The sequence below is a fragment of the Allobosea sp. 2KB_26 genome, assembly GCF_052115715.1.
Lineage (GTDB): Bacteria > Pseudomonadota > Alphaproteobacteria > Rhizobiales > Beijerinckiaceae > Allobosea.
The window spans coordinates 306,726-332,683 of sequence record NZ_JBFRHE010000003.1 but is presented as its reverse complement, the minus strand read 5'-3'; the positions used below and the strand labels follow the sequence as shown (position 1 = coordinate 332,683).

Here is a 25,958-nt window from a genome sequence, read left to right as displayed (position 1 = left end):
TGTCTTGAGCCCAGCAACTGCGGCTCTCTCAAGGGGGCCGGCAGGACCGGTCGTTCACGGGCGCCTGATCACGGCAGGGGTGTTCGTCCCAGCAGCCAGCTTTTGTGCAGCAAGCACCACCTCCAGGCGATTGCGCGCGTTCAGCTTGGCCATCAGGTTGGTCATGTAGCCCTTGACGGTCTTGGCGCTGAGCGAAAGCTCGCGAGCGATTTCGTTGTTCATCTTCCCGAGCAGCAGCAGATTGACGATCTGCTGCTCGCGGACGCTGAGCCTGTTGTTGATCGCCTTCTGCCTTTCGAGGGTCTTTTCCTTCAACGCACAGATCAGCTTGGTCGCGAAGGCGGGCGTGACATAGACATCGCCCCGCTGTGCCGCCTGAAGAGCCTGGAAGAGGTCTTCTCCGGGGCTGCCTTTCAGGACATAGCCCTTGGCCCCGGCATCCAGGGCCCTGATCGCATCCTCCGTGCTGGCCGAGGCCGTGAACACCACGATCTTCGTCTCGGGAGCGATCTTCAAGGCGTCCGCAATCGCCTGGAAGACATCTCCGGTCATGCTGAGATCGACGATCATTTCATCAGGGCGATGCGTCCTGGCGATCGACACGATGTGATCTGCGACATTTCCCGTCGCAGCGAGCATGAAACCGCCCCAGCGTTTCAGCAGAGCGGCGATCCCCTCCATCAGCATCGGGTGATCATCGACGATCGCAATCGAAAGGTCCGGCATAGCTGACCTCTGTATTTTACCTCCCCAGGCCGAGTCCGATGGTTGCGTAGTCAACGCTTTTTGTAAATCCTCTCAAAATGAGAACAATCTCGATCCAATCTGGTCGACAAACCTGTCTTACTAAACCTTAGGTGGATGAATTCCGTTTTCTGCGCCTCCGGTTGTGGTTGGCGACAGGCGGGAGGGCATTCTGGCGCCTTCGCGGCGGTCGTCCGGACCGGCTGAGACCATCGGTAGCAATCTCGTTCAGCGCAGTCGTCAGGACTGTCCATCCCCGTCAGGTCTGGCGCCGGCCCATCTCGCCAGGCGCCTAGTTTGTAAATCTACTAATTATAGATTTGAGTATTTCTAAATTATTGAAGTATCGTGACAAATCGCCGCGCGGTCTGTACTGGTCGCTATTCTGCACGAGGACAGAAGCGGTGGATCTTCTGAACGCGCGATCGATCAATGATAATATCCGGCGTGACTGGATGCGCCCGCCGGCCAAGTCCGATGTATTGCGGAATCACGAGATCTTCTTGGCCATCGGGGCTGCGCATCTCGGCGCGCGCGATAGCCAGCGATTGCTTGAACCGATCCGCACGAGAGCCGTCTTCCTGGAGCGTGAGCAGATGAAGGGCGGTCAGGCGGGGGGAGGCCGCCGGTTGAACACTGGCGGCTGGGCCAGGACCGCTGCGCCATCCCCATGCGCAAACGCCAATCGATAGAGCGAGGATCATGATGGACAGGCATTCACAATCCGTGCCGGGCTGGTTTGCCCGGCTGACCCGGCGCGTGGCGCTCATGGCCGCCCTGGCCCTGCTTGCCGCACCGGGCATCCGCAGCGCACAGGCTGCCGACACCATGATCGAGGTGACGGACCTTGCCGGCCGCACCGTCAAGGTCAAGAAGGGCGTGCAACGGGCCATCCTCGGCGAGGGCCGGCTATTCTCTGCGACGGTCGTGCTGATGGGCAAGGACAAGCCCTTCGCGCAGCTCGCCGCCATCGGCGACGACCTGCCGAAATTCGACCCCGATACCTGGAACCGCTATCTGGCGGATGTTCCTGCCGCCAAGTCGATGACTTTGGTAAGCGCGCTCGCCTCGAGCGATTTCAGCGTGGAGAAGGCGATCACGCTCGATGCGGACCTCGTCATCCTGTCGCTCGGCTTCCTGGACAAGGCGATGCAGTCCGGCGTCGTCGACAACCTGGCCAAGGCCGGCATCCCGACGATCTTCATCGATTTCCGCGAGCGCCCGACGCAGAACACCGTGCCGAGCATGCTCCTGCTCGGCCGGGTCTTCGACCGCATGGACGCGGCCAATAGCTTCATCGACTATTACTCGCAGCAGTTGCGGCGGGTTTACAACGTCACGACGCGGCTGAAGCAGGATCAGCGGCCGCTGGTCTTCGCCGAGCAGGCTGCCGGCCTCAACCCGTCCGCCTGCTGCCAGTCCTTCGGCAATTTCAACTTCGGTGAGTTCGTCTCCGAAGCCGGCGGCATGAACTGGGGATCGAAATATTTTTCCGGTGCCGGCGGCATGGTCAATCCGGAGAAGATCATCGTCGATGATCCGCAATTCCTGCTGATGACCGGCGCCAACTGGTCGAACAGCAACCCCGGCAATATCGCCGTCTGGCTCGGCTACGAAACCCGGCCTGAACGCGCCGCCGCACAGCTCAAGGGCCTCGTCGCCCGGACCGGATTTCCGGGGCTGACGGCCGTGAAGAACAGGAAGGTGATGGCGATCTATCACCAGTTCTACCAGAGCCCCTATCATTTCGTGGCCATCCAGGCGCTCGCCAGGTGGCTGCACCCCAACGAGTTCAAGGATCTCGACGCCTGGGCGACCTTCCAGGAGCTGCATGACCGCTTTCTGCCGATCAAGCTGACCGGCAAGTTCTGGATCGAGATGAACTGACCGCCATGGCCCTGTCCGATACACCGGCTTTCGAGCCGCCTGCCGATACGGCCAGCGAGCGCTATCGGCGGCGGGTGCTGCGCAAGCTCCTGCTCGCTGTCGGGGCGCTTGCGCTGCTCACGCTGGCGCTCGTGGTCGATGTCTCGGTGGGTCCCGGCAATTTCCCCTTGATGGATGTGGCGCGCGTCATCCTCGAACCGGGATCGATGGGCCCGAAGCTCGACGTGATCGTCTGGGATGTGCGCCTGCCCGTCGCGGTGATGGCCATTCTCATCGGTGCCATGCTGGGCACTGCCGGGGCGCAGATGCAGACCATCCTCGGCAATCCTCTCGCCGATCCGTTCACGCTCGGCATCTCGTCGGCGGCGAGCTTCGGCGCGGCGCTTGCGATTGCGACCGGCGTCTCGCTCGTGCCCTTCGCGGGGGCCTTTCTGGTGACGGCGAACGCCTTCCTGTTCGCGCTCGCGACCTCGGCGATCCTGTTCCTGTTCACGCGGCTGCGCGGCGTCACCGTCGAGACCTTCGTGCTCGTCGGCATCGCGTTGTTCTTCACCTTCAACGCGCTTCTCGCCTTCATCCAGTTCCACTCCTCCGAAACGCAGCTGCAGCAGATCATCTTCTGGATGATGGGCAGCCTGTCGCGCGCCACCTGGACGAAGCTCGGGATCTGCGCCGGCCTGCTTGGGGTCATCCTGCCGTTCTGCCTGCATCGCAGCTGGATGCTGACCGCGCTCACCATGGGCGACGAGCGCGCGGCCGCACTTGGCGTGCGCGTCGCGCGGCTGCGCCTGGAAATGCTGGTCTGCATCTCGCTGCTGGCCTCGACCGCCGTCGCCTTCGTCGGCGCGATCGGCTTCATCGGCCTGGTGGGGCCGCATATCGCACGGCTGCTGGTCGGCGAGGATCAGCGCTATTTCGTACCGGTCGCGGCGATTGCCGGCGGCCTCATCCTGTCCGTCGCGTCCACGCTGTCGAAGGGCATTACCCCGGGGATCATCTATCCCATCGGCATCATCACCGCCCTCGTCGGCGTGCCGTTCTTCCTCAGCCTCGTGATGTCGATCCGCCGGGAGCGCTGGCAATGAGCCTCTCGATCGAGTCGATCGGTTTCGCTTATCGCGGCCGCGGCGACGTCTTCGACGGGCTCAGCGCTCTTGGGCTCGAACGTGGCACCGTCACCGCCGTGGTCGGCCCCAACGGGGTCGGGAAGTCCACGCTGTTTCGCCTCGTCGCCGGGCTGCTGCGCCCGCGCGCCGGCACCATGCGGCTCGACGGGGCCGACCTTGCCGGAATGTCATCGCGACAGCGGCATGATGCGATCTTCTTCCTGTCGCAGCATGTCGCGATGCGCGCCGCGCTCTGCGTCTTCGATTATGTGCTGCTCGCCCGGAAAGCCCATGGTGGTCGCGCCACGCGCGAGGATCTGCGGGCGGTGGAGGAGGCGCTCGGGACGCTGCATATCGACCATCTCTCGGAGGTTCCGGTATCGGACCTTTCGGGCGGCCAGCAGCAGCTCGTCTCCGTGGCCCAGGCCCTGGTGCGCGCGCCCAGCGTGCTCCTGCTCGACGAGCCGACAAGCGCGCTCGACCTGCGCCGGCAGTTGCAGGTGACCAATGTCATCCGCGAGACGACGCGGCGGCGCGGCCAGGTCACGCTCGTCGCATTGCACGACCTGGCGCTGGCCAGCCGCTGCGCGGATCGCTTCCTGCTGATCGACCGCAAGACCGTCGTCGCCGATGGCCGCCCCAGGGATGTCCTCTCGCATCCGGCGGCGTCGGATGTGTATGGCGTCGACATCACGCTGGAACAGGGCGCGACCGGCAATCTCCTGGTCGACACCATGCTGCGCGCCGGCACCGAGCGGATCACGGCCTGAGAGGCCAGGGGGTCCGCTGCGACCGGCCAACGCCCGCTCGAATGGGCGTTTGGGGCCGTGGTGGGGCGCCAACAAGGCACGGGCTGCCGAATCAGGCCACAAAGATGCCGAACTCCGTGTCCATATGGCGCGCTGAATGATGGTTAATGCAATCTTAATTTCGGAGCGAATAGATCTTTGGTTGAAAGTAATGAGAGGCTGACGTCACGGCAACAAATGTCGGAGATATCCGATCTGCGTCGTCGAGGGCGATCGGTCACGAACGTAAAACTTCGCATGGCTGCGGACTATGTGCGTGCGAGCGCAGCCTCTTCTTTGTTGCATCCGATGCAGGCTTGCGAGGGTGCGGCGCATATTGCCGATCGCGATGTGCTCATCCTGTCCGGCGTCACGCTGCGGCACTGCGCCCAGCCGCCCTCATCATCGCAAAGTCCGTAGCGCCAGCTCACCCCCGATAGTCAAACCGCCTTGTCGCCTTCGGCGCGTGGAGACACTGCACTGCGCAGAGCCTTCGCGATGCTTCAGGCCGGGCGCAATCAAAACGAGTTCCCTTCCGCCGCCGCCCCCGTGACAGCCATGATGTGCTCGTCCCCGGTCAGGCCGGCGCGCCCAATCCCAGCAAACACAACAAGCCACAAGGGCCGCTGATCCTGCCGACGATGGATCCGGGCCGCGAACGCACGGCTTGACCCTTACCCCCGGAGTATATCCATGAAGCGCATCGCCCCACTGGCGTTGCTTTCGCTTGCGGCCTTTGTCGAGCCGCCCGCCACGACCATGGCGACCACGCAGCTCATCCTCACCGGCGTGCCCGTCGTCATCGACGGCGACACGCTGGCGAGCGAGCAGCGCTGCCTCGCCGAGGCGATCTATTTCGAGGCACGCTCCGAAGCGGAAGACGGGCGCGTCGCCGTCGCCCAGGTGGTGCTCAACCGGGTCAAGAGTGGGTATTATCCGGGTTCCGTCTGTGGCGTCGTCTATCAGAACCGCCACCGCAGGCTCGCCTGCCAGTTCACCTTCGCCTGCGAGGGCAAGTCGCTGCGCATCAAGGAGCCCGAGCAATGGCAGGTGGCCCTGCGCATCGCGCGGGAGGTTTACGAGGGCCGGACCTATCTGGTGGAGGTCGGCGATTCCACGCATTATCACGCCGATTATGTCCAGCCCTCCTGGGCGAAGAGGCTGAAGAAGATGGATGTGATCGGCCGCCACATCTTCTACAGCCGAGGCACGACCGGACTGGCCCATTCCGGGTGACCCGGGGCTGAGGCGGGCGACCGCTTCGCAATTGCGAGCGCGGCCCGTATAGCTTGCGCGGCGATCAGTCTCGCCGGGAGTCATGCCTATGGCCTATCTGTCCGATGCCCGCGCCCTCACGCTGGCCGATTTCGCCCGGATGAAAGCGGCGGGTGAGAAGGTCGCGATGATGACCTGCTACGATTCGAGCTTCGCCAGCCTGCTCGAGAACTGCGGGGTCGAGATCCTGCTCATCGGCGATTCCATGGGGAATGTGCTGCAGGGGCACTCCACGACGCTGCCGGTGACCATGGAGCAAATGGCCTATCACACGGCTTGCGTGGCGCGCGGCGCCAGGCGTGCCTTCATCATGGCTGACATGCCGTTCGGGTCGTATCAGGAAGGTCCTGCGCAAGCCATGCACAATGCAGCCAAGCTGATGGCTGCCGGCGCTCATATGGTGAAGCTCGAAGGCTCGGACTATGTCGTCGAGACCGTTCGCTATCTCGTCGAGCGCGGCGTCCCGGTCTGTGGCCATCTCGGGCTGACGCCGCAATCCGTGCATCAGCTCGGCGGTTACAGGGTCCAGGGCAAAACGGCGGATGCGGCGAGCAAGCTGAAAGCGGATTCTGCCGCGCTGGAGCAGGCGGGCGCGCGCTTCCTCGTGCTGGAAATGGTGCCGTCGACACTGGCCGAAGAGATTGGCGCAGCCAGCCACGACATGCTGACGATCGGGATCGGCGCCGGTGTCCATTGCGATGGCCAGGTGCTCGTCCTCCACGACGCGATCGGCGTCTATCCCGGCAAGAGGCCACGCTTCTCCAAGGACTTCATGGTCGGCGCGGGCTCGATCCAGGAGGCGGTCCAGGCCTATGTCGCCGCGGTGAAGAGCCAGGAATTTCCAGGTCCGGAGCACAGTTACTGAACGCCGCCACGGGCAGGTGCGATCTGTCGGAGGTGGCTCGCGGCCACAGGGCCGGGTTACGTCAAAGCGGCTCTGATCAGATTTTTCATTATATCAATTGGAATATAGCGATGGCCATCCTCAAGGGATGCGCGCCGATGACAATTCGGGCGCATCTCGGCAGGGCGCTCTCTTGCATCGTCCGATGCCGATTCCATCGGAAGGCCCCGCTTTCCCGGCAATCGCCGATCTGACTGTTGACACCGGCGCCTGAACGGCTGGAACATGCCGAAAATCGCACGGATGCCGATGGCGAAATTGCCCTCGGCTCGGACTGAATATGCGAAACGGGTGGAAATGGATGCCGAGCATGGTCGAGACTGCGCGAGGCCTGCACGCTGATCGGATATATTCGACATTGAATAACGCGGCGGCCGTGGCGCAATCCGCCGTGGCGGCGTCCTGGTCGCGGTCCGTCGTCAAATACGGCCTTGATCCCAATCACGCCCGGCCGCCCTGGCGGCTCAGCCAGCATGAATTCGATGCTGCCTTCGAGCGCCTGGATCCTCTGATCCGAGTGGCACAATCGACCCTGGATCGGCTCTTTCAGTCCGTCGGCGATGCCGGCTGCTGCGTGCTGTTCACCGATCGCGAGGGCGTGCCTCTCGATCGACGAGGCGTGCCCGGCGACGACGTCGATTTCCGCAATATCGGGCTCTGGACCGGAATGGTCTGGAGCGAGGCCAGCGAAGGCACCAACGGCGTCGGGACCTGCCTTGCCGAAGGGCGCCCGCTGACGATCCACCGCGACCAGCATTTCCTGACGCGCAATATCGGCCTGAGCTGCAGCGTCGCCCCGATCTGGGACGCGCAGGGGCGGCTGATCGCGACGCTGGATGTCTCGACCTGTCGCGCCGACCTGACGCCGGCCATGCTGAAGCTTGTCGCCAGCGCGACGGTCGAGGCGGCACACCGGATCGAGGCTCATCATTTCCGGATGGCCTTTCCCAGGGCGCGTATCGTCGTCGCCCAGGACCGCTTCGGTGGCGGCGGAGGTCTGCTGGCCGTCGACAAGGAGGATCTCGTCATCGGGGCGAGCCGGGCCGCGCGGCTGGCCTATGGACTGACGGACGAGCGCTTGGCGCACCCGTTTCCCGCCGATGATCTGCTGGCCGGAGACGAGGCGAGGCCCGCAGAGGAACTGAGCGCCGCCGAACGCGGCGTCGTGCAGCGGGCTCTGGCGCGGGCCAATGGCAATGTCTCGGCGGCGGCGCGCATGCTCGGTGTCAGCCGCGCGACGATGCACCGGAAGCTGACACGGCTCGGCCTCGAACGCGGCCGCTGACGGCGGCGTGGCCGAGCATGCAATCTCTTCCGAAACCTGTCGCAAAGCTGAGACAGTCGGGCGCCTGAAAGCGTCGCACGCCTCCTGACAACGCCAAGCATTGCGGTCGATCCTGCCCTTCAGGGCGCGGCCTCACAGCGCTGCGATGGAGGAAGAGATGAACAAGCCCGAATTCAACCGTACATCCGCGACGCCGTTCAAGGCGCGCTATGGCAATTTCATCAACGGCAAATGGGCCGAGCCCAAGTCAGGGCGCTATTTCGAGAACACCTCTCCGGTGAATGGCCGGCTGCTCTGCGAGGTCGCGCGCTCCGACGCTGAGGACGTCGAGGCGGCGCTCGACGCCGCCCATGCCGCCAAGGACGCCTGGGGCCGCACCAGCGCCGCCGAGCGGGCGCTGCTCCTGAACAAGATCGCCGACGTGATGGAGGACAATCTCGCGCTCCTCGCGCTGGCCGAGACCTGGGACAACGGCAAGCCGATCCGGGAGACGACCGCTGCCGACATGCCGCTGGCGATCGACCATTTCCGTTATTTCGCCGGCGCGGTACGCGCGCAGGAAGGCGGCATCTCCGAAATCGACCATGATACGGTCGCCTATCACTTCCACGAGCCGCTCGGCGTCGTCGGCCAGATCATTCCCTGGAACTTCCCGATCCTGATGGCCGTCTGGAAGCTGGCACCGGCGCTCGCCGCCGGCAATTGCGTCGTGCTGAAGCCGGCCGAACAGACGCCCGCCTCGATCCTCGTCCTCGCCGAGCTGATCGCCGACATCCTGCCGCCGGGCGTCCTGAACATCGTCAACGGCTTCGGCCTGGAGGCCGGCAAGCCGCTCGCCTCGAGCAACCGCATCGCCAAGATCGCCTTCACCGGCGAGACCACGACCGGCCGGCTGATCATGCAATATGCCAGCCATAACCTGATCCCGGTGACGCTGGAGCTCGGCGGCAAGTCGCCGAACATCTTCTTCAAGGATGTGACGCTCGAGGATGACGATTTCTTCGACAAGGCGATCGAAGGCTTCGTCATGTTCGCGCTCAATCAGGGCGAAGTCTGCACCTGTCCGAGCCGCGCCCTGATCCATGAGAGCATCTATGACCGCTTCATGGAAAAGGCGCTGAAGCGCGTCGCGGCGATCAAGCAGGGCGACCCGCTGGATGCCGCGACGATGATCGGTGCGCAGGCCTCCTCCGAGCAGCTCGAGAAGATCCTGAGCTATTTCGACATCGGCCGGCAGGAGGGCGCCGAGGTGCTGATCGGCGGGGCGCGAAACGAGCTGCCGGGCGATCTGGCGGGCGGCTATTACGTCAAGCCGACCGTCCTCAAGGGACACAACAAGATGCGGGTCTTCCAGGAGGAGATCTTTGGGCCGGTCGTCTCCGTCACGACATTCAAGGACGACGAAGAGGCGCTCTCGATCGCCAATGATACACTCTATGGCCTCGGTGCCGGCATCTGGACCCGTGACGGCAACCGCGCCTACCGCTTCGGCCGCGCGATCCAGGCGGGCCGGGTCTGGACCAATTGCTACCACGCCTATCCCGCGCATGCGGCCTTCGGCGGCTACAAGCAGTCCGGCATCGGTCGCGAGAACCACAAGATGATGCTCGACCATTACCAGCAGACCAAGAACATGCTGGTGAGCTATTCCCCGAAGAAGCTCGGTTTCTTCTGAAGAAGCTGACTTCTCCCTGAAGACGCTGGCTTCTTCAGGCGCTTGCCCGCCCCTCCACGGGCATAGGCCCGGCACGCCCGCAGCTAAGACGTTGTTGGCGTGCCGGGATATCCCGTAGGCCGCATTGCCCGGTGTTGAGCATCGGGGAGCGGCACATCTTTGTCGTCCCACGCCACGGGGAGTTCCGGCATGAGCGAGCAAGTCATCGAGCAGGTCGATATTGTCGAGCAGGTCATGGCCACGCCGGCCGCCCTCAGCCTGATCGCGCGGCTGCAGGCCGAGCACGGAGCCATTCTGTTTCACCAGTCGGGAGGCTGCTGCGATGGCTCCTCGCCGATGTGCTATCCGCAGGGCGACTTCATGGTCTCGGACCACGACGTGAAGCTGGGCGAGGTTGGCGGCGCTCCGGTCTATATCAGCGGCGCGCAATTCGCCCTCTGGCGCCATACCCAGCTGATCATCGACGTCGTCCCCGGGCGGGGCGGGATGTTCTCGCTGGAGAACGGCACGGAGCAGCGCTTCCTCACGCGCTCGCGCGCCTTTTCCGGCGAGGAGATGTGCCGGCTCGACGGCGGAAAAATCAGCTCCGCCGGCTGAGCTACAGGTCCGTCCGGTCTCAAGGCGCGGCGGTGATCAGCCGCAAGGAGCCATCGAAAGCCGCTTGCCGGCGCAATGCCCCGTGACGCCTGTCCCAGCTGCCGTCTTCGAGCGCGCGCTGGAGATGCGCGACATAGTCCGCGCGGACCGGCTCGCCGACGAAGCTCCAGGCCGAATTCGCAGCGCGGGCGCCGGCTTCGAGCAGGCGTTCCGGGCGCCCATAATAGGCCTCGTTGAAGCCGTCCCGGCAGTCGAAGGGAATGGCGACCGGGTCGACATGCGTCTGGCCGCCGAGCACTGTGCGGATGCGGCCAAGTGCGGGGTAGCGGCGGGCCTCGGTGGCGAGAACCTCGGGCGCGTAATCGTTCAGCCAGAAGCGTTGCACCAGATCGGGATCGCAGCTCAGGATGATGACCCGTCCGCGCGTCACGCGCCGCATCTCGGCAAGCCCGGCCTCCAGGTTCTTCCATTGATGGATGGAGAAGGTCGTCATGCTGGCGTCGAAATGCCCGTCGGGGAAGGGCAGCGCCTCGGCGACCGCATCGACGGCAAGGGCGAGATCGGAGGGGCGCTGGGCGCGCATCGAGGCCGAGGGCTCGACGGCCGTGACGTCGCGATCCCGCGGTTCGTAGGAGCCCGCGCCGGCCCCGACATTCAGCACGGACCGCGCGGTGCCGAGGGCCTGCTCGATCTGGGCGGCAATTGCCGGCTCGGGCTGCCGATAGGCGGTATAGCCGGCGCCGATGACGCCGTAATTCGCGTCCCCGGCGCTCCCATCCGCTTGTCGTGGATTCACTGAACCGATCGTCATCAGGATCTCCCTGTTGCGTCAAAAGGGCTGGCCGACGCGTGCAGGTTTGCATCACGCGGCGCGCGCTCCGTTCGTTTAATGCACGGCCGGAGGCCGTTCTCGGCTGGCCGGCAAAAGGGCCGGATCAGCTCAGAATTGGCCAACTATCAAGGCTTTCCTAGAGATGATCGGCTCACCATGCTATCGAGTTAAAATCCGATCATGGTGAGCTGAACTCACGGATGGCCTGTCATGCCGCGCAAGCTTCCGCCGCTTTCCGCCCTCAGGGCCTTTGAGGCGACGGCGCGTCTCGGCTCGGTGACGCGTGCGGGCGAGGAGCTCGGCCGGACCCATGGCGCGGTCAGCCGCCAGCTTCGCAGCCTGCAGGATCATGCGGGTATGGAGCTTTTCGAGAAGGCCGGGACCGGCCTGCGGCTGAACGAGCGCGGCGAGGCCTTGCGGCAGGTCGTCGCCGGATCGCTCGATGCGCTCGAGCAGGGCTGGCTGCGCGTGCTGGAGGAGGCGCGTGGGCCGAGCGTGCATGTGGCCTGCAGCGCCACCTTCGCCATGCGCTGGCTCGTGCCGCATCTGCAGGGCTTCTATCGTCGCCATCCCGAGATCCGGCTCCGTCTCTCGATGACCTCCGCCCAGGAGATCAGGCACCAGGGTGCCGATCTGGTGCTGGTCTGGGATCGCCGCTCCTATCCCGCGCGCGACCGGGAGCGCGCGATCCGCCTGACCGATATCGCCTTCGGCCCCGTCTGCGCTCCCGGGCATGCGATCACGCGGGATGGCGAGCGCCTGGTCTGCTCGACCCGGATTGCCCATGAGCATAGCGCCAGCGCCTGGGAGACCTGGCAGGTCAATACGGGCCTGACGGCGACCCACGAGGCGGAGATCTTCTTTCCGCACACGCATCTCTGCATCGAGGCCGCGCTGGCGGGCCTGGGCGTGGCGCTGGTCGAGCAGCGCATGGTCAGGGACGACCTTGCGGCCGGCAGGCTGGTCGCGCCTTGCGGGTTCGTTCCGTTCGCCGATGGCCTGGCCGCCATCCCCGCCAGGGATCATGGCGTTTCACCGGCTACACGCGCCTTCCTCGCCTGGATCGTCGAAGAATTCGCCGCCGAAGCTGCCGCTCCCTGAGCCTTCGCCTGTCGCCGAGATCGCGGGAGACGGCGCGTCAGGAACCGGCGCGTGCCCGATGGAGCGGGAGGATGGCATCGCGCGTCAGCGGGGCGAGTTCGGGATGGGGCGCGCGAGCCGGATCGAACCGGATCAGTTCTGCGATCTCCGCGGCGGGGGCGAGCGTCCGCTCGGTCGACAGGCTGAACAGCTCCGCTTCCACCGTGAAGCCCTGCTCATGTGCTGCGGGTGCCGCGAAACGGCCGAGATAACGCGGCGACGAGGGCGCGACGACCAGACCGAGTTCCTCGTGCAGCTCCCGGACCAGCGCCGCCAGCGGCGTCTCGTCGGGCTGGATCTTGCCTCCGGGCTGCATGAAGGCGCTGGTGCCGCGCTTGCGCACGAGGATCAGCCGGACCTGTTGGTCGGTGAGCAGGGCGGCCGCGATCCTGATCGTCGGCGGGGCGCTCAAAGGCATCTGTCCGGCAGGTCGATTGGTCAGTTCCTTCAGTTGGAGAGACCGGTCCTGGCGACGAGCGCCGGGTCGGGGCGATAGAGCGCGGGATACAGGCGCTTCAGGCTTTCGATCTTCGGCAGGTCGTTGATCACGATATAGGGGTGGCTCGGGTTCTTCGTCAGGAAATCCTGGTGATAGGCCTCGGCTGGGTAGAAGGGCCGGTCCGGCTCGATCTTGGTCACGATCGCCGCGTTAAAGGCCTTCGCCTGGTTGAGCTGCGCAATATAGGCCTTGGCGATCCTGGCCTGGTCTGCATTGGCCGGGAAGATCGCCGAGCGGTACTGGGTGCCGATATCGGGGCCCTGGCGGTTGAGCTCGGTCGGATCATGCGCCGCCGAGAAATAGATCTGCAGAATGCGCGCATAGCTGATCTTGCGCGGATCATAGGTGATCTGGACCGCTTCGGCATGGCCCGTGCGCCCCGAGCCGACCTGCTCGTAGCGGGCGGTCGCCTTCTCGCCGCCGGCATAGCCGGAGACCGCGTTGCTGACGCCGTCGACATGTTGAAAGACGCCCTGTACGCCCCAGAAGCAGCCGCCGGCCAGGACTGCGACTTCGGACGTGGCCTGCGGGGCCGGTTCAGCAGCCGACAGGGCAGGGATCGCGCGGGGTGCGTTCTCGGCGGCCGATGGCGAAATCCTCAAGCCGAGACCGACGAGCCCGATCAGCGCGAGCGCGGCGAGGGCCGGCCGGCCATAGCGCGCGACGGGCGATCCGGCGGTCTTGTCGAGTGGGTGTTTCATGTCCGATCTCCCTGTTCAGCCGAAGGTGAAGGCATAGGCCTGTACGCCCGGGTCGAGAAAGCGGATCTCGAACAGGCGATCGCCGACCTCGCCCTTCTGGCGTATGAGCTGGTAGAGCCGCTGCTCGTTCACAATCCCCTGGCCGTCGGCATCGCTGTCCATACCGTGATCGCCGCCGGGCGGGGCGCCGTCGATGGTGACGCGAAAGCGCACCGGCTTGCCATCCGCTCCCGGACCGAGAACGAGATGCAGATCGCGCGCATGGAAGCGGAAGGCGATGCTGCCATCCTTGTCGTCCAACGCGGCGTGTTCGGCACCGATCGTCCAATTGCCTGAGAGCCCCCATTCATTGAGCCGGGGCTGGCCCAATGCGTAGGCTTGGCGCTTGTCCTGGACGATGCCGCCCGGCGAGACGAAATTCTCTGCGCGTTCATAGCCCAGATAGGTTTCCGGCGAGCGCACATTGCCGAGATCGGAGGCAGCTTCCGCGCCCATGGCCTTGACCGTGACGAGTTCTGTCGGCGCCCCCTTCTGGCCCGCCTCGGCCAGAAGCGTCTGGATCACCCGTTCGGAGGCGTCATAGTCGCCCTCGCCGAACTGATGGTGGCGGACCCGGCCCTGCGCGTCGATGAAGTAATGGGCGGGCCAATAGCGGTTCTTGAAGGCGCGCCAGATCGCAAAATCATTGTCAATCGCGACGGGGTAGCCGATCTGAAGATCGTTCACCGCCTTCTTGACGTTGCCGATGGCCTTCTCGAAGGCGAATTCCGGCGTATGCACGCCGATTACGACGAGACCCTGATCCTTGTACTTCTCGGCCCAGGCGCGGATATAGGGGATTGTCCGCAGGCAGTTGATGCAGGAATAGGTCCAGAAATCGATCAGGACGACCTTGCCCTGGAGCTGCTCAGCGGTCAGTGGCGGCGAGTTCAACCATTCGACCGCCCCCGCCAGCGTCGGCATGGTGCCCTCGACGGGCAGTTCGTCGCTCGCCTGCGCAGGCTTGCCCTGCATCATCATGGCGTTGCCGCCCGTCATGGCCGGGTTTGCGGCCATCATGGCTGGATTGGCTCCCGTCATCGCCGGAGCGGCCTGCATGGCCACCGGGGACTGCCCGGGCGCCTCCGTTTCCGGCCGGAGCCGGTCGATCAATCCCTGCTCGAGCGTCGCCGTGCTCGCCAGCGAGACGCGTGTGAGGAAGCCGGTGTCGAGCCCGAGCGCGATCGCCGCGACCGCAACCAGAACGGCAACACCCATGCCCCGGCGGAGCCACTCGCCGGCGCCGAGCGAGCGCTTCATGGCGGAAAAGACCCGGCCGCCGACCAGAAGCGCCAGCGCGAGCGAGGTTGCAGCTCCGGCGGCATAGGAGAGCAGCAAAAGCGAAGTACCGGCATTCGCCCCTTGCAGGGCTGCGCCCGTCAGGATCAGTCCGAGAACCGGCCCGGCGCAGGGCGCCCAGAGCAGGCCGGTGGCGACACCAAGCAGCAGTGAAGCCCCGACCGCGCCCTTGCCCTGTTCCGCCTGTTCCGAGAGGCGGCCGCCGAGCGCGACCAGCGGGCGCGTCGCCCAGTCCGAGAGGGAGGGGAACAGCAGCGCGAGCCCGAACAGGGCGAGCAGGCCGATCGCGATCAGCCGGCCATATTGGTTGGCCTCGACGGCCCAGCTGCCGCCGACGGCCGCCAGCGTCGCGATGCCGGCGAAGCTCGCTGCCATGCCGACGAGCATCGGCAGCCCGCTGCGCAGGAAGGGCTGGCCCGCACGGGCGAAGACGAAGGGCAGGACCGGCAGGATGCACGGGCTGACGATCGTCAGCACACCGCCGAGATAGGCGAGCAGGAACAGGGTCATCGCTGCCGCTTTCAGGCCGCCGCAGGCTTGAAGGTCATGGAAACGCCGTTCATGCAGTAGCGCAGGCCGGTCGGCCTCGGACCATCGTTGAAGACATGGCCCTGGTGGCCGCCGCAGCGGCTGCAATGCACGCTCGTGCGCTGCATCCCGAGCGTGTTGTCCGTCTCGGTGCCGACCGCCTTGTCCAGAGGCGCCCAGAAGCTCGGCCAGCCGGTGCCGCTGTCATATTTCGTGGTCGAGGAAAACAGCGGCTGGTCGCAGCCGGCGCAGGCGAAGTCGCCCCGGCGCTTCTCGTTCAGCAGCGGGCTCGTATAGGGGCGCTCCGTGCCGCTCTGCCGCAGGACGGCATATTGCTCGGGCTTGAGCAGGCGGCGCCATTCGGCGTCGGTATGGGTGACCGGGAAGGTCACTTCGGAGCGCGCGATGAGCGCCAGCAAGGGCGATGATGCCGCCGCAAGGCCTGCGCTTCTCAGCAGGATATGTCGTCTCGTCATCATGGCGCCGGTCTCCCGCTCCGGGATGATTCCAGATTCCCGGAACAAGCTAGCGACGAGGTCGCTATTCTTCCATGGGCATAGCGCTCACCGCGCGACCATGTGATCGATCCGTGATGTCGCAATCCCATTCAGGCTCGTTGTGAGGAAGGGGCGATGACGGGGTCCGTGACCGGGCTGGCGTTGTATCCACGAGGGCGCAACGCGGTGGCCGCCACACGCATTGCGAGAGGCGTCGCGCCGCCAGACACCACGGTAGACAGTCCCGGCCCGCGGCTGCCAACGGGACGGACGCGGTTGGACCAGATCGGCGCCACGTCAATCGCACCCGGGCGAAGCTTCCGGCGCAGGGCAATGCAAGCCAGCCGCGGCTTGTGCTTTGGATGTAAAGCGACACTTGACGCGCGACGGCTGCGGGCCTACATCGTCGATGTGGACATCGAGAGCATCAGGCATAAGGCGCTCTGGACGTTCGCGGAGACAGGCAGAGCCAAGGGCTTGCCTGGCAATCTCGTCGGGCGACTCCGGAATATGCTGGCCTATCTGGCCGTGATCGAGTCAGTCGAAGAGCTGAACATCCCGCCCAATTTCGGCGCTCACCTTCTGACTGGCGATCGCTCTGGCGTTTGGTCGCTCACGGTCACGAAGAACTGGCGCATGACCTTTCGTGTCAACGAGGCCGGCGCAATCGAGGATATCGATCTGGAGGATTATCACTGATGGTCATCAAGCTTCACCCGAGCTTCGCCGTCCATCCTGGGGCGTGGCTCAAGACCGAGTTCGTCCTGCCGCATGGGCTGAGCGTAACCGTCACCGCGGAGAAGTTGGGCGTGACCCGTCAGGCCATGAGCAATCTTCTGAACGGCAAGGCCGGCTTGTCGGCCGAGATGGCGATCCGCTTCGAGAAGGCGTTCGGCGTCCGCGCCGATACGATGCTGCGGATGCAGGCGGCGCATGATCTCGCCGAGGCCAGGGCCCATGAAGACGACATCAAGGTGCAACGGATCGCTGTGGCTGCCTGAGACCGGAGGGGCGGCTCCTTTCATTCGTTTCACGGATCAGAGCGATCAGCGCGCGCAGGCCGGCCGGGACGTGCCGGCGGCCGGGATAGTAGAGACAGAGGCCGGGAAAGGGCGGGCTCCAGTCCTCCAGCACCGGGATCAACGCCCCTGAGGCGATATGCGGTGCGACCGACCATTCGCTGAGATAGGCAAGACCGGTCCCGGCGAGCGTCGCCTCCAGCATCAGGGTCATTTCGTCGAGGGTGAGTGATCCCGGCACATCGATCTCGACCTGCTCGCCGCGCTGCTCGAATTCCCAGTGATAGATCGCGCCGCTCGCCATCCGCGCGCGAATGCATCGGTGCTGGAGCAGGTCGCCCGGCACGGCAGGCCTGGTGCGCCCCTGGAAATAGCCGGGCGATCCCACCACGACCTGTCGCAAGGCGGGGCCGATCGGAACCGCGATCATGTCCTGCGGGACGGTCTCCGCCAGCCGGATACCGGCGTCGAAACCCTGTCCGACGATGTCGACCAGGCGTCCTTCGGTGACGAGAACGACGTTCATGTCCGGGTAGCGCCTGAGATATTCGAGGATCAGCGGCGTCAGGATCATTCGTGCCGCGCCGGCCGATGTGTTGATCCTCAGCGTGCCGGCCGGGGTTTGCCGATGGCTGTTGATGCCCTCGATCGCGCCGCTGATCTCGGCGAGCGCCGGAGCGATCCGGGCGATGAACTGCTCGCCGGCATCGGTCATCGCAACGCTTCGCGTCGTTCGGTTGAACAGCCTTACGCCCAGTCGCGCCTCCAGCGCAGCCACAGCATGGCTCAGCGCCGAGGAGGACATGCCGAGTTCGGTTGCGGCTGCCCGGAAGCTGCCGAGCCGCGCAACGGCGGCGATCGCGTCGTATTCGCCGAGGCCTGTCTTCATTGTCCCGAATTCTGCATCACTTCATGCCGCTTTATCCTGATTATCCAATCGATCCTAGCGGCCTATCTCGGCTTCATCAAACCCGAGGCACCGGAGGCCAGCCATGAAGACCATCGACAAAATCTATATCGACGGGGCGTTCGTCACACCGCACGGAACCGAACTCTTCGACCTCCACAACCCGGCGACCGGCCGCGTGATCGGCCAGGTCCGCCTCGGCGACGAGATCGACACCCGCACCGCGGTCGCAGCCGCCAAGCGCGCCTTTCCCGCGTTTTCACGGAGCTCGAGGCAGGAGCGCATCGCCTTGCTCAATCGGTTGGCCGACGCGATGCAAGCGCGCAGTGCCGAGCTGACCGAGGCCGTGATCGAGGAATATGGGGCGCCCATATCCCGGGCGGAGTGGATGTCGGACTATGCGGTCGGCGGCTTCCGGCTCGCGGCGCAGACGCTGGAAACTTATGAGTTCACCCGCCGGATCGGCTCGGCGAAGGTGACGATGGAGCCGCTCGGCGTCGTCGGGCTGATCACGCCCTGGAACGCCAATGCCGGCTTCATCTGCAACAAGCTCGCCATGGTGATCGCCTCGGGCTCGACCGCCGTGATCAAGCCGAGCGAGATGAGTGCGATCCAGACCCAGATCGTGACCGAGGCCCTGCACGAGGCCGGTGTTCCCGCCGGTGTGTTCAACATCGTCACCGGTCGCGGCGAGGTCGTTGGGGCCGAGATCAGCGCACATCGCGATATCGCCAAGGTCTCCTTCACGGGATCGACCGCGACCGGCCGCGCAATCCTGCGTGCCGGAGCCGAAACGATGAAGCGCGTGACGCTCGAACTCGGCGGGAAGTCCCCGATGGTCATTCTCGACGATGCCGATTTCGCTGAAGCCGTGCCCTTCGCGTTGATGGCCGGCTTCATGAACAGCGGCCAGGCCTGCATCGCCGGCACCCGCATCCTGGTGCCACGGGCGAGGCTCGCGGAGTTCGAGGCGGCGATCAAGGCGGCCGTCGGCGCTGTCAGGTCGGGCGCCCCGCGCGATCCGGAGACGACGATCGGTCCGATGGTCAGCCAACGGCAATGGGACCGCGTCCAGTCCTATATTCGCAAGGGAAGCGAGGAAGGGGCAACGCTCCTGATCGGAGGCGAAGGACGGCCCGAAGGGACGAACGATGGCTGGTTCGTGCGGCCGACGGTCTTCACCGATGTCCATAACGACATGACCATCGCGCGCGACGAGATTTTTGGGCCGGTCCTGTCGATCATCCCCTATGAAACAGAGGCTGACGCGATCGCGATCGCAAACGACACCGACTATGGCCTCCATGCCTATGTCGCCGGCTCCGATCCCGCTCGCGCGCAGGCCGTGGCAGACCAATTGGTCGCCGGGCGCGTCGTCATCAACGGCGCTCCGATGGAGCCGCTGGCACCGTTCGGCGGCTTCAAGCAATCCGGTATCGGGCGTGAGAACGGCGTGTTCGGGCTCGAGGCCTATCTCGAACCCAAGGCGGTGATGGGCTGATCGGGGCAGATCACGAGCCGGGGCCCGGCTGAACGGCGGGCCCCGGCCTACACCCGAACCGGTTCAGGCGTTGATCGCGGGATGGAGCAGGTTTTCCAGGCCGATATTGCGGTAGATCTCGCGGCGCATGCGGTCGGCGACGCCGTTGACGATCTCCGCGCCGTCTTGCAACGGGTCGACATGGACGCGGAACGGGCGTTTTCCGAAAGGCGCATCGACGACACGGACGATCGCGCGGGCCACCTCGGCGGGATCGGCATCGGCTGGTTCGAGACTGGCGAGGCCCTGGAGCGCCTTGTCTGCGATGCCCGCATAGGGGCCGGCCGCATATTCCGCCGCGCGCGCCTCGTCCGCGGGTCTGCCGGAATGGGCGAAATGGTTGGTGCCCCGGGTGAAGGCGCCCGGCACCATGATAGTGGTCTCGATGCCAAAGAGCGCGAGTTCGGTGGAATAGGAGACGGCCAGCGCATCCATCGCCGCCTTGGCGGCGAAATAGGGCGCCAGGAATGGTGGCGTGCCGCCACGTGTCGAGCTCGAGCCGACCCAGACCAGCAGGCCCTTGCCCTGGGCTCTCAGCCGGGGAAGCGCCGCACGGTTGACGCGCTGGGCGCCAAGCACGTTGACGTCATATTGCTGGATGAACTGGTCGGGGGGGAAGGCCTCTGCCGGTCCGAAAACCATGTGGCCGGCATTGTGGACGATGACGTCGAGCCGGCCGGCCTCACTGATGATGCGGGCGACGCCCGCCTCAGCGGAATTGTCCGACTGAACGTCGAGTTCGACCGTGCGCAGATCGGCTCCTTCCGCGCTCGCCCATTGCGCCGCAGCCGCGACCTGCGGCGCGTTTCGTCCTTCCGTCTCGCGCATCGAGGCGTAGACGCTGTGGCCGGCCTGGGCCAGGGCCTTGGCGGTCATCAGGCCAAAGCCCGAGGAGGCGCCGGTGACGAGGATGGTTTGCCTGGACATGACGATGGTCCCTTGCTGGGCGTGAGATGAGGCAGAGTGGTTTCGGACTCTCCCTGGCGGGCGGGATCAGATGATCCCGCCATTGGCTCGCAGCGTCTGGCCGTTGATCCAGGCGCCGTCCGGCCCCACGAGGAAGGCGACGGCATCCGCGATGTCCCTGGGCTGACCGAGGCGTTCGAGCGGGGCGAGCTTCGCGAGGCGCTCGATGACCTCCGGCGGCTTGCCATCGAGGAAGAGTTTCGTCGCGGTCGGGCCGGGCGCGATCGCGTTGACGGTGATGTTGCGGCCGCGCAGCTCCTTGGCGAGGATGCTGGTCATCGCCTCGACTGCGGCCTTGGTTGCGGCATAGACGCCGTAGCCCGGTTGCAGCAGGCCAACGACGCTGGACGAGAAATTCACGATCCGGCCGCCATCGCGCAGCCGCCGTGCCGCTTCGCGCAGGGTGTTGAAGGTGCCCTTCAGATTGACCGCGATCTGGCGCTCGAACAGGGCGTCGTCGCTGTCGGCGATGTTCGCCAGGCTCATGATGCCGGCATTGTTGATCAGCACATCGACGCCGCCGAAGGCGGTCTCGGTGCTGTCGAACATGCGCCGGACCGCCTCGACATTGGCGATATCGGCCTGGGCGGTGACGGCGCGGCCCCCCGCGGCCTCGACCCGGGCGACGAGCGCCTCGGCTGAGGCGGCATTGCCGGCATAGTTCACCACCACGGTGAAGCCGTCCTTGGCGAGACGCTTGGCAACCGCGGCGCCGATGCCGCCTGAGGCGCCCGTCACGATCGCGACCTTGCTGCTCGTATTCGTCATGATCTCTCTCCTTGGTTCTCCGCTGATGCGCGGCGGCTGTGAGGAGAGAATGGACGTTCCATTGCGCGAGATAATCGGCCATTATTCGGCATCACTGTTCGAGTAGGCGAATAATGGACCGCTTCGATGCCATGCGGGTCTTCACCCGGATCGTGGAGCGTCGAAGCTTCACGCAGGCCGCCGCGGATCTCGGCCTGCCGCGCTCATCGGTCACCGATGCGGTCAAGGGGCTGGAGGCGAGGCTGGGCGTGCGCCTGCTGCAGCGGACGACGCGGCAGGTCAGCCCGACGCTCGACGGTGAGGCCTATTACCGGCGCTGCCTGGCGCTGATCGCCGATCTCGAGGATGCGGAAGGCGCCTTTGCCGGTGCCAAGCCGAGCGGCCTGGTGCGCATCGATGTCCACGGCACCCAGGCCCGCCATTTTCTGCTGCCGGGGCTCGGCCGTTTCCTCGAGGCCTATCCCGGCATCCGACTGCATATCGGCGAGGCGCACCAGGCTCTCGACCTCGTCCGGGAAGGGTTCGACTGCATCCTGCGGGCGGGACCGCTTGCCGACAGCCCCCTGATCCGGCGCAAGCTCGCGGAGCTCGGCCGCGGCACCTTCGCAAGCCCCTCCTATCTCGAACGCTTCGGCGAGCCGCGGACGCCGGACGATCTGCAGAGCCATCGCATCATCGGCTTGTTTGCTCCCGACGCGGCGAGCATCAGTCCGCTTGTTTTCACCGAGCGCGGCCGGGAACGGCAGGTCACGCCGCCTTCCGTGGTGACCGTGACCGGCCCCGAGACGAATGTCGCCTGCGCCTGCCTCGGACTCGGGATCATCCAGGTCCCGCGCTACCGCGTCGCGCCCGAACTGGCCAGCGGCGCGCTCGTCGAGATCCTGGCGGACTATCCTCCGACCCCGCTGCCCGTCCATGTCCTCTATCCGCACACGCGCCAGCTTTCGCCGCGCGTGCGCGTCGTCATCGACTGGATGGCGGAACAGTTCCGAGCCCGCACCGTCTAGGGCGGGGAGGCCGCTTGTCGGTATGGTGACAAGGACGTGGCGCGCCCGAATGGGAGCCTATGACACTCAAACAGCGGCATCGGCTGCCACCGCCGAAACGCAGGCACCTGGCGCTGCCCCGTTCATGGCGGTGGGGCGCTCCTGTGCGTTGGGCCCGGCGGCCGCAGTGGGGCTCAGAAGCGTTTCAGGCCCTGTGCCGAAGCGTGCGCAACTGGCGCTCGAGAAGCATCAGCCGGATGCCGTGCTGCTTCTGAATGCGGCACATGTCTTCGAGGATGGCCAGCAATTGTGCCATATTGACACTGGCTGGAGCTGGCTCGGGCTCAAGGCCAAGCCGCTGAAACAGGGAGGGATTTTCGACCAGGCGAGGCATGTCCGGCATGGTGTGATCCTCATTTCTGGTGCCCATGGGGCTGTCTTCACGGCATTGAACTGTTCCATTCCGGGAACACCTCACGCCCGCACCACATACCCAGCAAGAACGCCGCCAGACATGGCTGGGCCCGTCGCGCGAACCTTCGGCTCAGGACGGCGTTTCGATTGCACGGGGCGAAGGCGCCTGCCGGGAACCGGCCGGGCGCAATCCTGGTTCAGCCCAGGGCGCATCAAGCGAGGACGGATCTGATGACACGCACGATCATCCGCTCATTCGACGACCAAGCCGATGCCGAGACTGCCATCACGAGACTTGAGGCAGCAGGCCTGCCGCCAGATGACATCAGCATCATTCGCTCCCCCGGCGCGACCATCGGGAATGATGCCTCCCGGGGAGCCGAGCTCGGCGGCGCGGTCGGCGCGGGCGCGGGCCTTCTGGCCGGGGTGGCAGCGCTCCCCCTGCCTGGCGTCGGGCCGGTTCTGGCGGCCGGGTGGCTGCTCGGCACCTTGGCCGTCGGCACCACGGCCGGCGCCGCAGCCGGAAGCCTGATCGGGGCGCTGACCGGCGCCGGACTGAGCGAGGACGAGGCCCATTTCTACGCAGAGACGCTCCGGCGCGGCAGCACGGTGGTCTCTGTCCGCAGCTCCGATTCCCATGCCGCGGTCATCGAGAAGATCCTGGATGGAGCCGGTCCGATCGATGCGAAGGCGCGCCGCGGCGACTATGAGCGGGCAGGCTGGAGCCGCTTCGACGAAACGACCTCGCCTCCGTGACGCTGCCTGGAGGCGGTCACCTCTGAAGAGAGGAGGCAACGCTCAGGGCCATGGCTGAGCCTCGGCCGCCATGATAGCGCTGGGCCCGGGGGGACCACGGGCGCGCTGGGGAGGGAACCATGGATTTTCAGTTGGCGCTCATCATTGGGCTGACCTTCGTGATCCACCTGGTCGGCACGCTGGCTTATGCCTTCAGGATTGCGGGCATCCGCACCGGCCACATCGCCATTGCGTTCTCCCTCTTCAACGTTCTCGTCCTGATATCGCGGACTTCAAACTCATTTCAGGGGCCATTCCTGGCCAAACGCGTCGAGAACGCCATCAACAGTCCTGTACTCCACGATCTTCATTTCGATTTCGCGCTGATCATCGCCAGTGCCTCGGCCGCCACCTTGATCGGTGGCCTGCTGATCCCGACCTTTCAACGCTACTCGACGATCGCGGTGTCGAGCTTCAAACGAAATCGTTCGATGCCGCGCCTGTTGGCCCGTTCACTGACGCTGCGCGGCGTTTCCCTCATCGGGGCATCGGCCAAGATCCCCAGCTACCGGAATCTCTATCTTCTCAAGCTCCCGACCGATGTCCCCGTGTCGGTCATCCTGATGAATTTCGCAGCCAGTGCGCTTTGGACCGTTGGCGTGCTTGCGGCGATCTATGCCGGAACGATCGACCCGGACTTGCGCGTGACTGCGAGCACGCTGTCCTCGGTGATCAACGGCGTCGCGACGATCATGATGTTCATCCTGATCGATCCCTATCTTGCGGCCCTTACGGACGACACCGTCAGCGGAGCCTCGGATGATGGCTTCTTCCGAAAGGTCGTGGTCTGGATGATTGCCGGGCGTTTGGCGGGAACCATCGCGGCTCAGGCCATTCTGGTCCCTGCAGCGCAGTTGATCGTCTGGGTCGCCAAGGCAATCTAGCGCCCGTTGCGTGAGCTCCAACAGTGGGGTGCCAAGCTGACTGATCGAGCGCCGCCCGCCGACCCTCGCCAGCAGCGGCGGCCTGACGGCTGCATCGTCGATCATGCGAGACAGGCTTCGCTGCCCGCGGCGACGATCGCCTCCTCGCTCATGCTCCGATGCGGCGCCGGTCACCTTGCTTCCAATCGATACGACAGGGCGGTCGCGCGCCCCAACGGCAGTTCCAGCCGCCGGGAGATCTGCGACGCCTCCAGGAAAGCCTCATCGTGGCTGACGACGACGAGCGCGCCGTCATAGGCGCGCAGTCCGGCCTCGACGGCTTCGATGGAGCCGATATCGAGATGGTTCGTCGGCTCGTCGAGCAGGAGCAGCGGAGGAGGGGTCTTTCCACCGAGAACGCAGGCGAGGCCGGCACGCAGCAACTGTCCACCGCTGAGGGACGAGACGCGCTGAAGCGCGGCATCGGCCCTGAACATGAAGCGGGCGAGCGCGGCCCGGCAGGCATTCTCGTCGGCCTGCGGATTGATCCGTCGGAAATTATCCCTGATCGAGACTGCCGGATCGAGCAGGCTGACGCGCTGGTCCAGCATGGCGAAACCGGCCAGGACGCGCACGCTTCCCGCGAAGGGCCGCAGGTCTCCGGCGATCAGCGCAAGCAGAGTCGTCTTTCCCGAACCATTGGGGCCGGTGACGGCCAGGCGCTCCGGGCCGGTCACCATCAGGGAGAGATCGCGGAGAATCGGCCGCTCCCGCTGATGGCCCGCGGTGACGCGATCGATCGTCAGCACAGTCCTGTTGGGCGGCAGCCCAGTCGAGGGAAGCACCACGGAGAGCGGCTGCAGGATCTCGATCTGCTCGCGCGCGGTCGCGGCCGCCTCCAGGGCCTGCGCGCGCCTCGCCTCGGTGAGGCGGGCCCTCTCCCCGCCGCTGTCTTCGCTGCGATCCTTCAGCAGGCCCAGAGCGATCCGTGGCATGCCGCCCTTCGCCCCCGTTCTGCGGCCGGCCCCGTCCTTGCGGGCCTTGCGCTCGGCTGTCGCCTGAGCCTTGCGGGCCAGTTCGGCAACATGTTTGTCGGCGTCTGCTAGATCGTGCCGTGCGGCTGCGAGCTCGAGCGCCTTGCGCTCGCGATAGGCGCTCCAATTCCCGCCATAGCGCGTCGCGCCGAGCGAGGTCAGCTCGACGATGGCGTCCATCGTCTCCAGCAGTTCGCGATCATGGCTCACGACGATGGCACCAGAGCGCCAGTTGGCGAGGAGATCGATCACGGCGCTGCGGCCTTCCCGGTCGAGATTGTTCGTGGGTTCGTCCAGCAGGAGGACATCGGGTTCCGCGAAGATGAGCGCAGCGAGGCTGGCCCGCGTGCGCTGCCCGCCGGAAAGCGCGGTCAGGCGCGTGTCCGGTTGCGCATCGAGCCCGACCTGAGCAAGAGCCGCAGACAGGCGCGCTTCAAGCGTCCAGTCTGCCTCGCCCAGTTCGTCGATGCCAGCGTCCCCGGCCGCGGCACGGTGCAAGAGCGCCAGCGCCTCAGTCGCTCCAAACAGCTCTGCGACCGTTTCGTCCGGGGCGATCTGGACGGCCTGGCGCAGAACGCCGAGCGTCCCGCTCACCGAAACGCGCCCGGACTGGGGGGAGAGTTCGCCGGAGATCAACCGGAGAAGCGAGGTCTTTCCGATGCCGTTGCGGCCGACAAGACCAACGCGTTCCGGGCCGAAACTCAGGTCGAGGTCAGGGAGGAGGAAGCGGCCGTCAGGCGCCGACAGCGTCAGATGGGACAGGATGATGGAGGCAGGCATGAATACGGATCTCCCCAGGGGCAAGGCGGACTGGCTTTGCGGTCGGGGTGAAATCCATTGCTGAGACATCCTGTGGGAACTGATAACCAG

At 65.5% G+C, this 25,958-nt stretch carries 26 protein-coding genes and 1 pseudogene; 15 read left to right on the top strand and 12 right to left on the bottom strand.

Annotated elements, in window-relative coordinates; genetic code table 11:
- Nucleotides 1–54: 54 nt before the first annotated feature.
- Both AB4099_RS12320 and AB4099_RS12315 read right to left on the bottom strand, forming a co-directional pair.
- A complete protein-coding gene (locus tag AB4099_RS12320) occupies nt 55–726 on the bottom strand; it encodes a LuxR C-terminal-related transcriptional regulator (RefSeq protein ID WP_113516435.1) in 672 nt (223 codons plus the stop codon).
- 398 nt (nt 727–1,124) lie between these two features.
- Nucleotides 1,125–1,448 carry a hypothetical protein gene (locus AB4099_RS12315; protein WP_162768226.1) on the bottom strand — a complete coding sequence of 108 codons (324 nt, stop codon included), beginning with the start codon at nt 1,446–1,448 and terminating at the stop codon, nt 1,125–1,127.
- 1 nt (nt 1,449) lies between these two features.
- Between AB4099_RS12315 and AB4099_RS12310 the strand changes: the two genes are divergently transcribed.
- The 8 genes and pseudogenes from AB4099_RS12310 (at nt 1,450) to AB4099_RS12275 (ending at nt 10,261) form a co-directional block, all read left to right on the top strand.
- A complete protein-coding gene (locus tag AB4099_RS12310; RefSeq protein WP_162768225.1) occupies nt 1,450–2,631 on the top strand; it encodes an ABC transporter substrate-binding protein in 1,182 nt (393 codons plus the stop codon).
- An 11-nt stretch (nt 2,632–2,642) separates the two neighbouring features.
- Complete coding sequence (locus tag AB4099_RS12305; protein WP_441478461.1) at nt 2,643–3,716, top strand: FecCD family ABC transporter permease; 1,074 nt, start codon at nt 2,643–2,645, stop codon at nt 3,714–3,716.
- Nucleotides 3,713–4,507 carry an ABC transporter ATP-binding protein gene (locus AB4099_RS12300; protein ID WP_113516431.1) on the top strand — a complete coding sequence of 265 codons (795 nt, stop codon included), beginning with the start codon at nt 3,713–3,715 and terminating at the stop codon, nt 4,505–4,507. The genes AB4099_RS12305 and AB4099_RS12300 overlap by 4 nt, the downstream gene beginning before the upstream one ends.
- An 840-nt stretch (nt 4,508–5,347) precedes the next feature.
- Nucleotides 5,348–5,761, top strand: a pseudogene (locus tag AB4099_RS12295) (cell wall hydrolase); the annotation flags it as partial.
- Nucleotides 5,762–5,849: 88 nt separating this feature from the next.
- The gene (panB, locus tag AB4099_RS12290; protein WP_113516429.1) at nt 5,850–6,665 is read left to right on the top strand and encodes a 3-methyl-2-oxobutanoate hydroxymethyltransferase; all 816 of its coding nucleotides are present in this window, start codon (nt 5,850–5,852) and stop codon (nt 6,663–6,665) included.
- 349 nt (nt 6,666–7,014) lie between these two features.
- Nucleotides 7,015–7,989 (top strand): GAF domain-containing protein, encoded by a 975-nt coding sequence (locus tag AB4099_RS12285; RefSeq protein ID WP_113516428.1) that lies wholly within the window; start codon nt 7,015–7,017, stop codon nt 7,987–7,989.
- Nucleotides 7,990–8,146: 157 nt separating this feature from the next.
- A complete protein-coding gene (gene adh, locus AB4099_RS12280; RefSeq protein WP_441478294.1) occupies nt 8,147–9,664 on the top strand; it encodes an aldehyde dehydrogenase in 1,518 nt (505 codons plus the stop codon).
- A gap of 189 nt (nt 9,665–9,853) precedes the next feature.
- Nucleotides 9,854–10,261 carry a DUF779 domain-containing protein gene (locus AB4099_RS12275; protein WP_113516426.1) on the top strand — a complete coding sequence of 136 codons (408 nt, stop codon included), beginning with the start codon at nt 9,854–9,856 and terminating at the stop codon, nt 10,259–10,261.
- A 19-nt stretch (nt 10,262–10,280) separates the two neighbouring features.
- Here AB4099_RS12275 and AB4099_RS12270 read toward each other — a convergent pair whose 3' ends face one another.
- Nucleotides 10,281–11,072: a class I SAM-dependent methyltransferase gene (locus AB4099_RS12270; protein WP_441478293.1), complete on the bottom strand. Its 792-nt coding sequence runs from the start codon at nt 11,070–11,072 to the stop codon at nt 10,281–10,283.
- Between the two features lie 231 nt (nt 11,073–11,303).
- Between AB4099_RS12270 and AB4099_RS12265 the strand changes: the two genes are divergently transcribed.
- On the top strand, nt 11,304–12,194 hold the full coding sequence (locus AB4099_RS12265; protein WP_441478292.1) for a LysR substrate-binding domain-containing protein: 891 nt from the start codon (nt 11,304–11,306) through the stop codon (nt 12,192–12,194).
- Between the two features lie 37 nt (nt 12,195–12,231).
- Here the strand turns inward: AB4099_RS12265 and AB4099_RS12260 are convergent, their stop codons facing one another.
- Genes AB4099_RS12260 through msrB form a run of 4 tightly spaced genes read right to left on the bottom strand, consistent with a single transcriptional unit; the run spans nt 12,232 to nt 15,775 of the window.
- The gene (locus AB4099_RS12260; protein ID WP_441478291.1) at nt 12,232–12,645 is read right to left on the bottom strand and encodes an NUDIX hydrolase; all 414 of its coding nucleotides are present in this window, start codon (nt 12,643–12,645) and stop codon (nt 12,232–12,234) included.
- A 35-nt stretch (nt 12,646–12,680) separates the two neighbouring features.
- Complete coding sequence (gene msrA / locus AB4099_RS12255; RefSeq protein WP_441478290.1) at nt 12,681–13,433, bottom strand: peptide-methionine (S)-S-oxide reductase MsrA; 753 nt, start codon at nt 13,431–13,433, stop codon at nt 12,681–12,683.
- 15 nt (nt 13,434–13,448) lie between these two features.
- Nucleotides 13,449–15,281: a cytochrome c biogenesis protein DipZ gene (locus AB4099_RS12250; RefSeq protein ID WP_441478289.1), complete on the bottom strand. Its 1,833-nt coding sequence runs from the start codon at nt 15,279–15,281 to the stop codon at nt 13,449–13,451.
- Between the two features lie 11 nt (nt 15,282–15,292).
- A complete protein-coding gene (gene msrB, locus AB4099_RS12245; RefSeq protein ID WP_441478460.1) occupies nt 15,293–15,775 on the bottom strand; it encodes a peptide-methionine (R)-S-oxide reductase MsrB in 483 nt (160 codons plus the stop codon).
- A gap of 297 nt (nt 15,776–16,072) precedes the next feature.
- Here msrB and AB4099_RS12240 point away from each other — a divergent pair, with 297 nt between their 5' ends.
- Both AB4099_RS12240 and AB4099_RS12235 read left to right on the top strand, forming a co-directional pair.
- Nucleotides 16,073–16,495, top strand: a complete 423-nt coding sequence (locus AB4099_RS12240) for a type II toxin-antitoxin system RelE/ParE family toxin (protein ID WP_441478288.1) — start codon at nt 16,073–16,075, stop codon at nt 16,493–16,495.
- Nucleotides 16,495–16,797 carry a HigA family addiction module antitoxin gene (locus AB4099_RS12235; protein ID WP_113516420.1) on the top strand — a complete coding sequence of 101 codons (303 nt, stop codon included), beginning with the start codon at nt 16,495–16,497 and terminating at the stop codon, nt 16,795–16,797. Before AB4099_RS12240 ends, AB4099_RS12235 begins: the two co-directional genes overlap by 1 nt.
- Here AB4099_RS12235 and AB4099_RS12230 read toward each other — a convergent pair.
- Nucleotides 16,766–17,704, bottom strand: a complete 939-nt coding sequence (locus tag AB4099_RS12230) for a LysR family transcriptional regulator (protein WP_113516419.1) — start codon at nt 17,702–17,704, stop codon at nt 16,766–16,768. The two genes, AB4099_RS12235 and AB4099_RS12230, sit on opposite strands and share 32 nt — an antisense overlap.
- Nucleotides 17,705–17,807: 103 nt before the next feature.
- Between AB4099_RS12230 and AB4099_RS12225 the strand changes: the two genes are divergently transcribed.
- Nucleotides 17,808–19,223: an aldehyde dehydrogenase family protein gene (locus AB4099_RS12225; protein WP_441478287.1), complete on the top strand. Its 1,416-nt coding sequence runs from the start codon at nt 17,808–17,810 to the stop codon at nt 19,221–19,223.
- A gap of 63 nt (nt 19,224–19,286) precedes the next feature.
- Here AB4099_RS12225 and AB4099_RS12220 read toward each other — a convergent pair whose 3' ends face one another.
- Together AB4099_RS12220 and AB4099_RS12215 are read right to left on the bottom strand one after the other, a co-directional pair.
- On the bottom strand, nt 19,287–20,189 hold the full coding sequence (locus tag AB4099_RS12220; protein WP_441478286.1) for an SDR family oxidoreductase: 903 nt from the start codon (nt 20,187–20,189) through the stop codon (nt 19,287–19,289).
- Nucleotides 20,190–20,255: 66 nt separating this feature from the next.
- Nucleotides 20,256–20,996 carry an SDR family oxidoreductase gene (locus tag AB4099_RS12215; RefSeq protein ID WP_441478285.1) on the bottom strand — a complete coding sequence of 247 codons (741 nt, stop codon included), beginning with the start codon at nt 20,994–20,996 and terminating at the stop codon, nt 20,256–20,258.
- Nucleotides 20,997–21,109: 113 nt separating this feature from the next.
- Between AB4099_RS12215 and AB4099_RS12210 the strand changes: the two genes are divergently transcribed.
- A complete protein-coding gene (locus AB4099_RS12210) occupies nt 21,110–22,003 on the top strand; it encodes a LysR family transcriptional regulator (protein WP_441478284.1) in 894 nt (297 codons plus the stop codon).
- Between the two features lie 184 nt (nt 22,004–22,187).
- On the opposite strand, the gene AB4099_RS12205 is transcribed toward AB4099_RS12210, so the two are convergent.
- Nucleotides 22,188–22,385, bottom strand: a complete 198-nt coding sequence (locus tag AB4099_RS12205) for a hypothetical protein (protein ID WP_162768224.1) — start codon at nt 22,383–22,385, stop codon at nt 22,188–22,190.
- A 242-nt stretch (nt 22,386–22,627) separates the two neighbouring features.
- Between AB4099_RS12205 and AB4099_RS12200 the strand changes: the two genes are divergently transcribed.
- Nucleotides 22,628–23,152, top strand: a complete 525-nt coding sequence (locus AB4099_RS12200) for a hypothetical protein (protein ID WP_441478283.1) — start codon at nt 22,628–22,630, stop codon at nt 23,150–23,152.
- A 119-nt stretch (nt 23,153–23,271) separates the two neighbouring features.
- Nucleotides 23,272–24,075 (top strand): lipid II flippase Amj family protein, encoded by an 804-nt coding sequence (locus AB4099_RS12195; protein WP_441478282.1) that lies wholly within the window; start codon nt 23,272–23,274, stop codon nt 24,073–24,075.
- A 170-nt stretch (nt 24,076–24,245) separates the two neighbouring features.
- Here AB4099_RS12195 and AB4099_RS12190 read toward each other — a convergent pair whose 3' ends face one another.
- A complete protein-coding gene (locus tag AB4099_RS12190) occupies nt 24,246–25,868 on the bottom strand; it encodes an ABC-F family ATP-binding cassette domain-containing protein (RefSeq protein ID WP_441478281.1) in 1,623 nt (540 codons plus the stop codon).
- Nucleotides 25,869–25,958 lie beyond the last annotated feature (90 nt).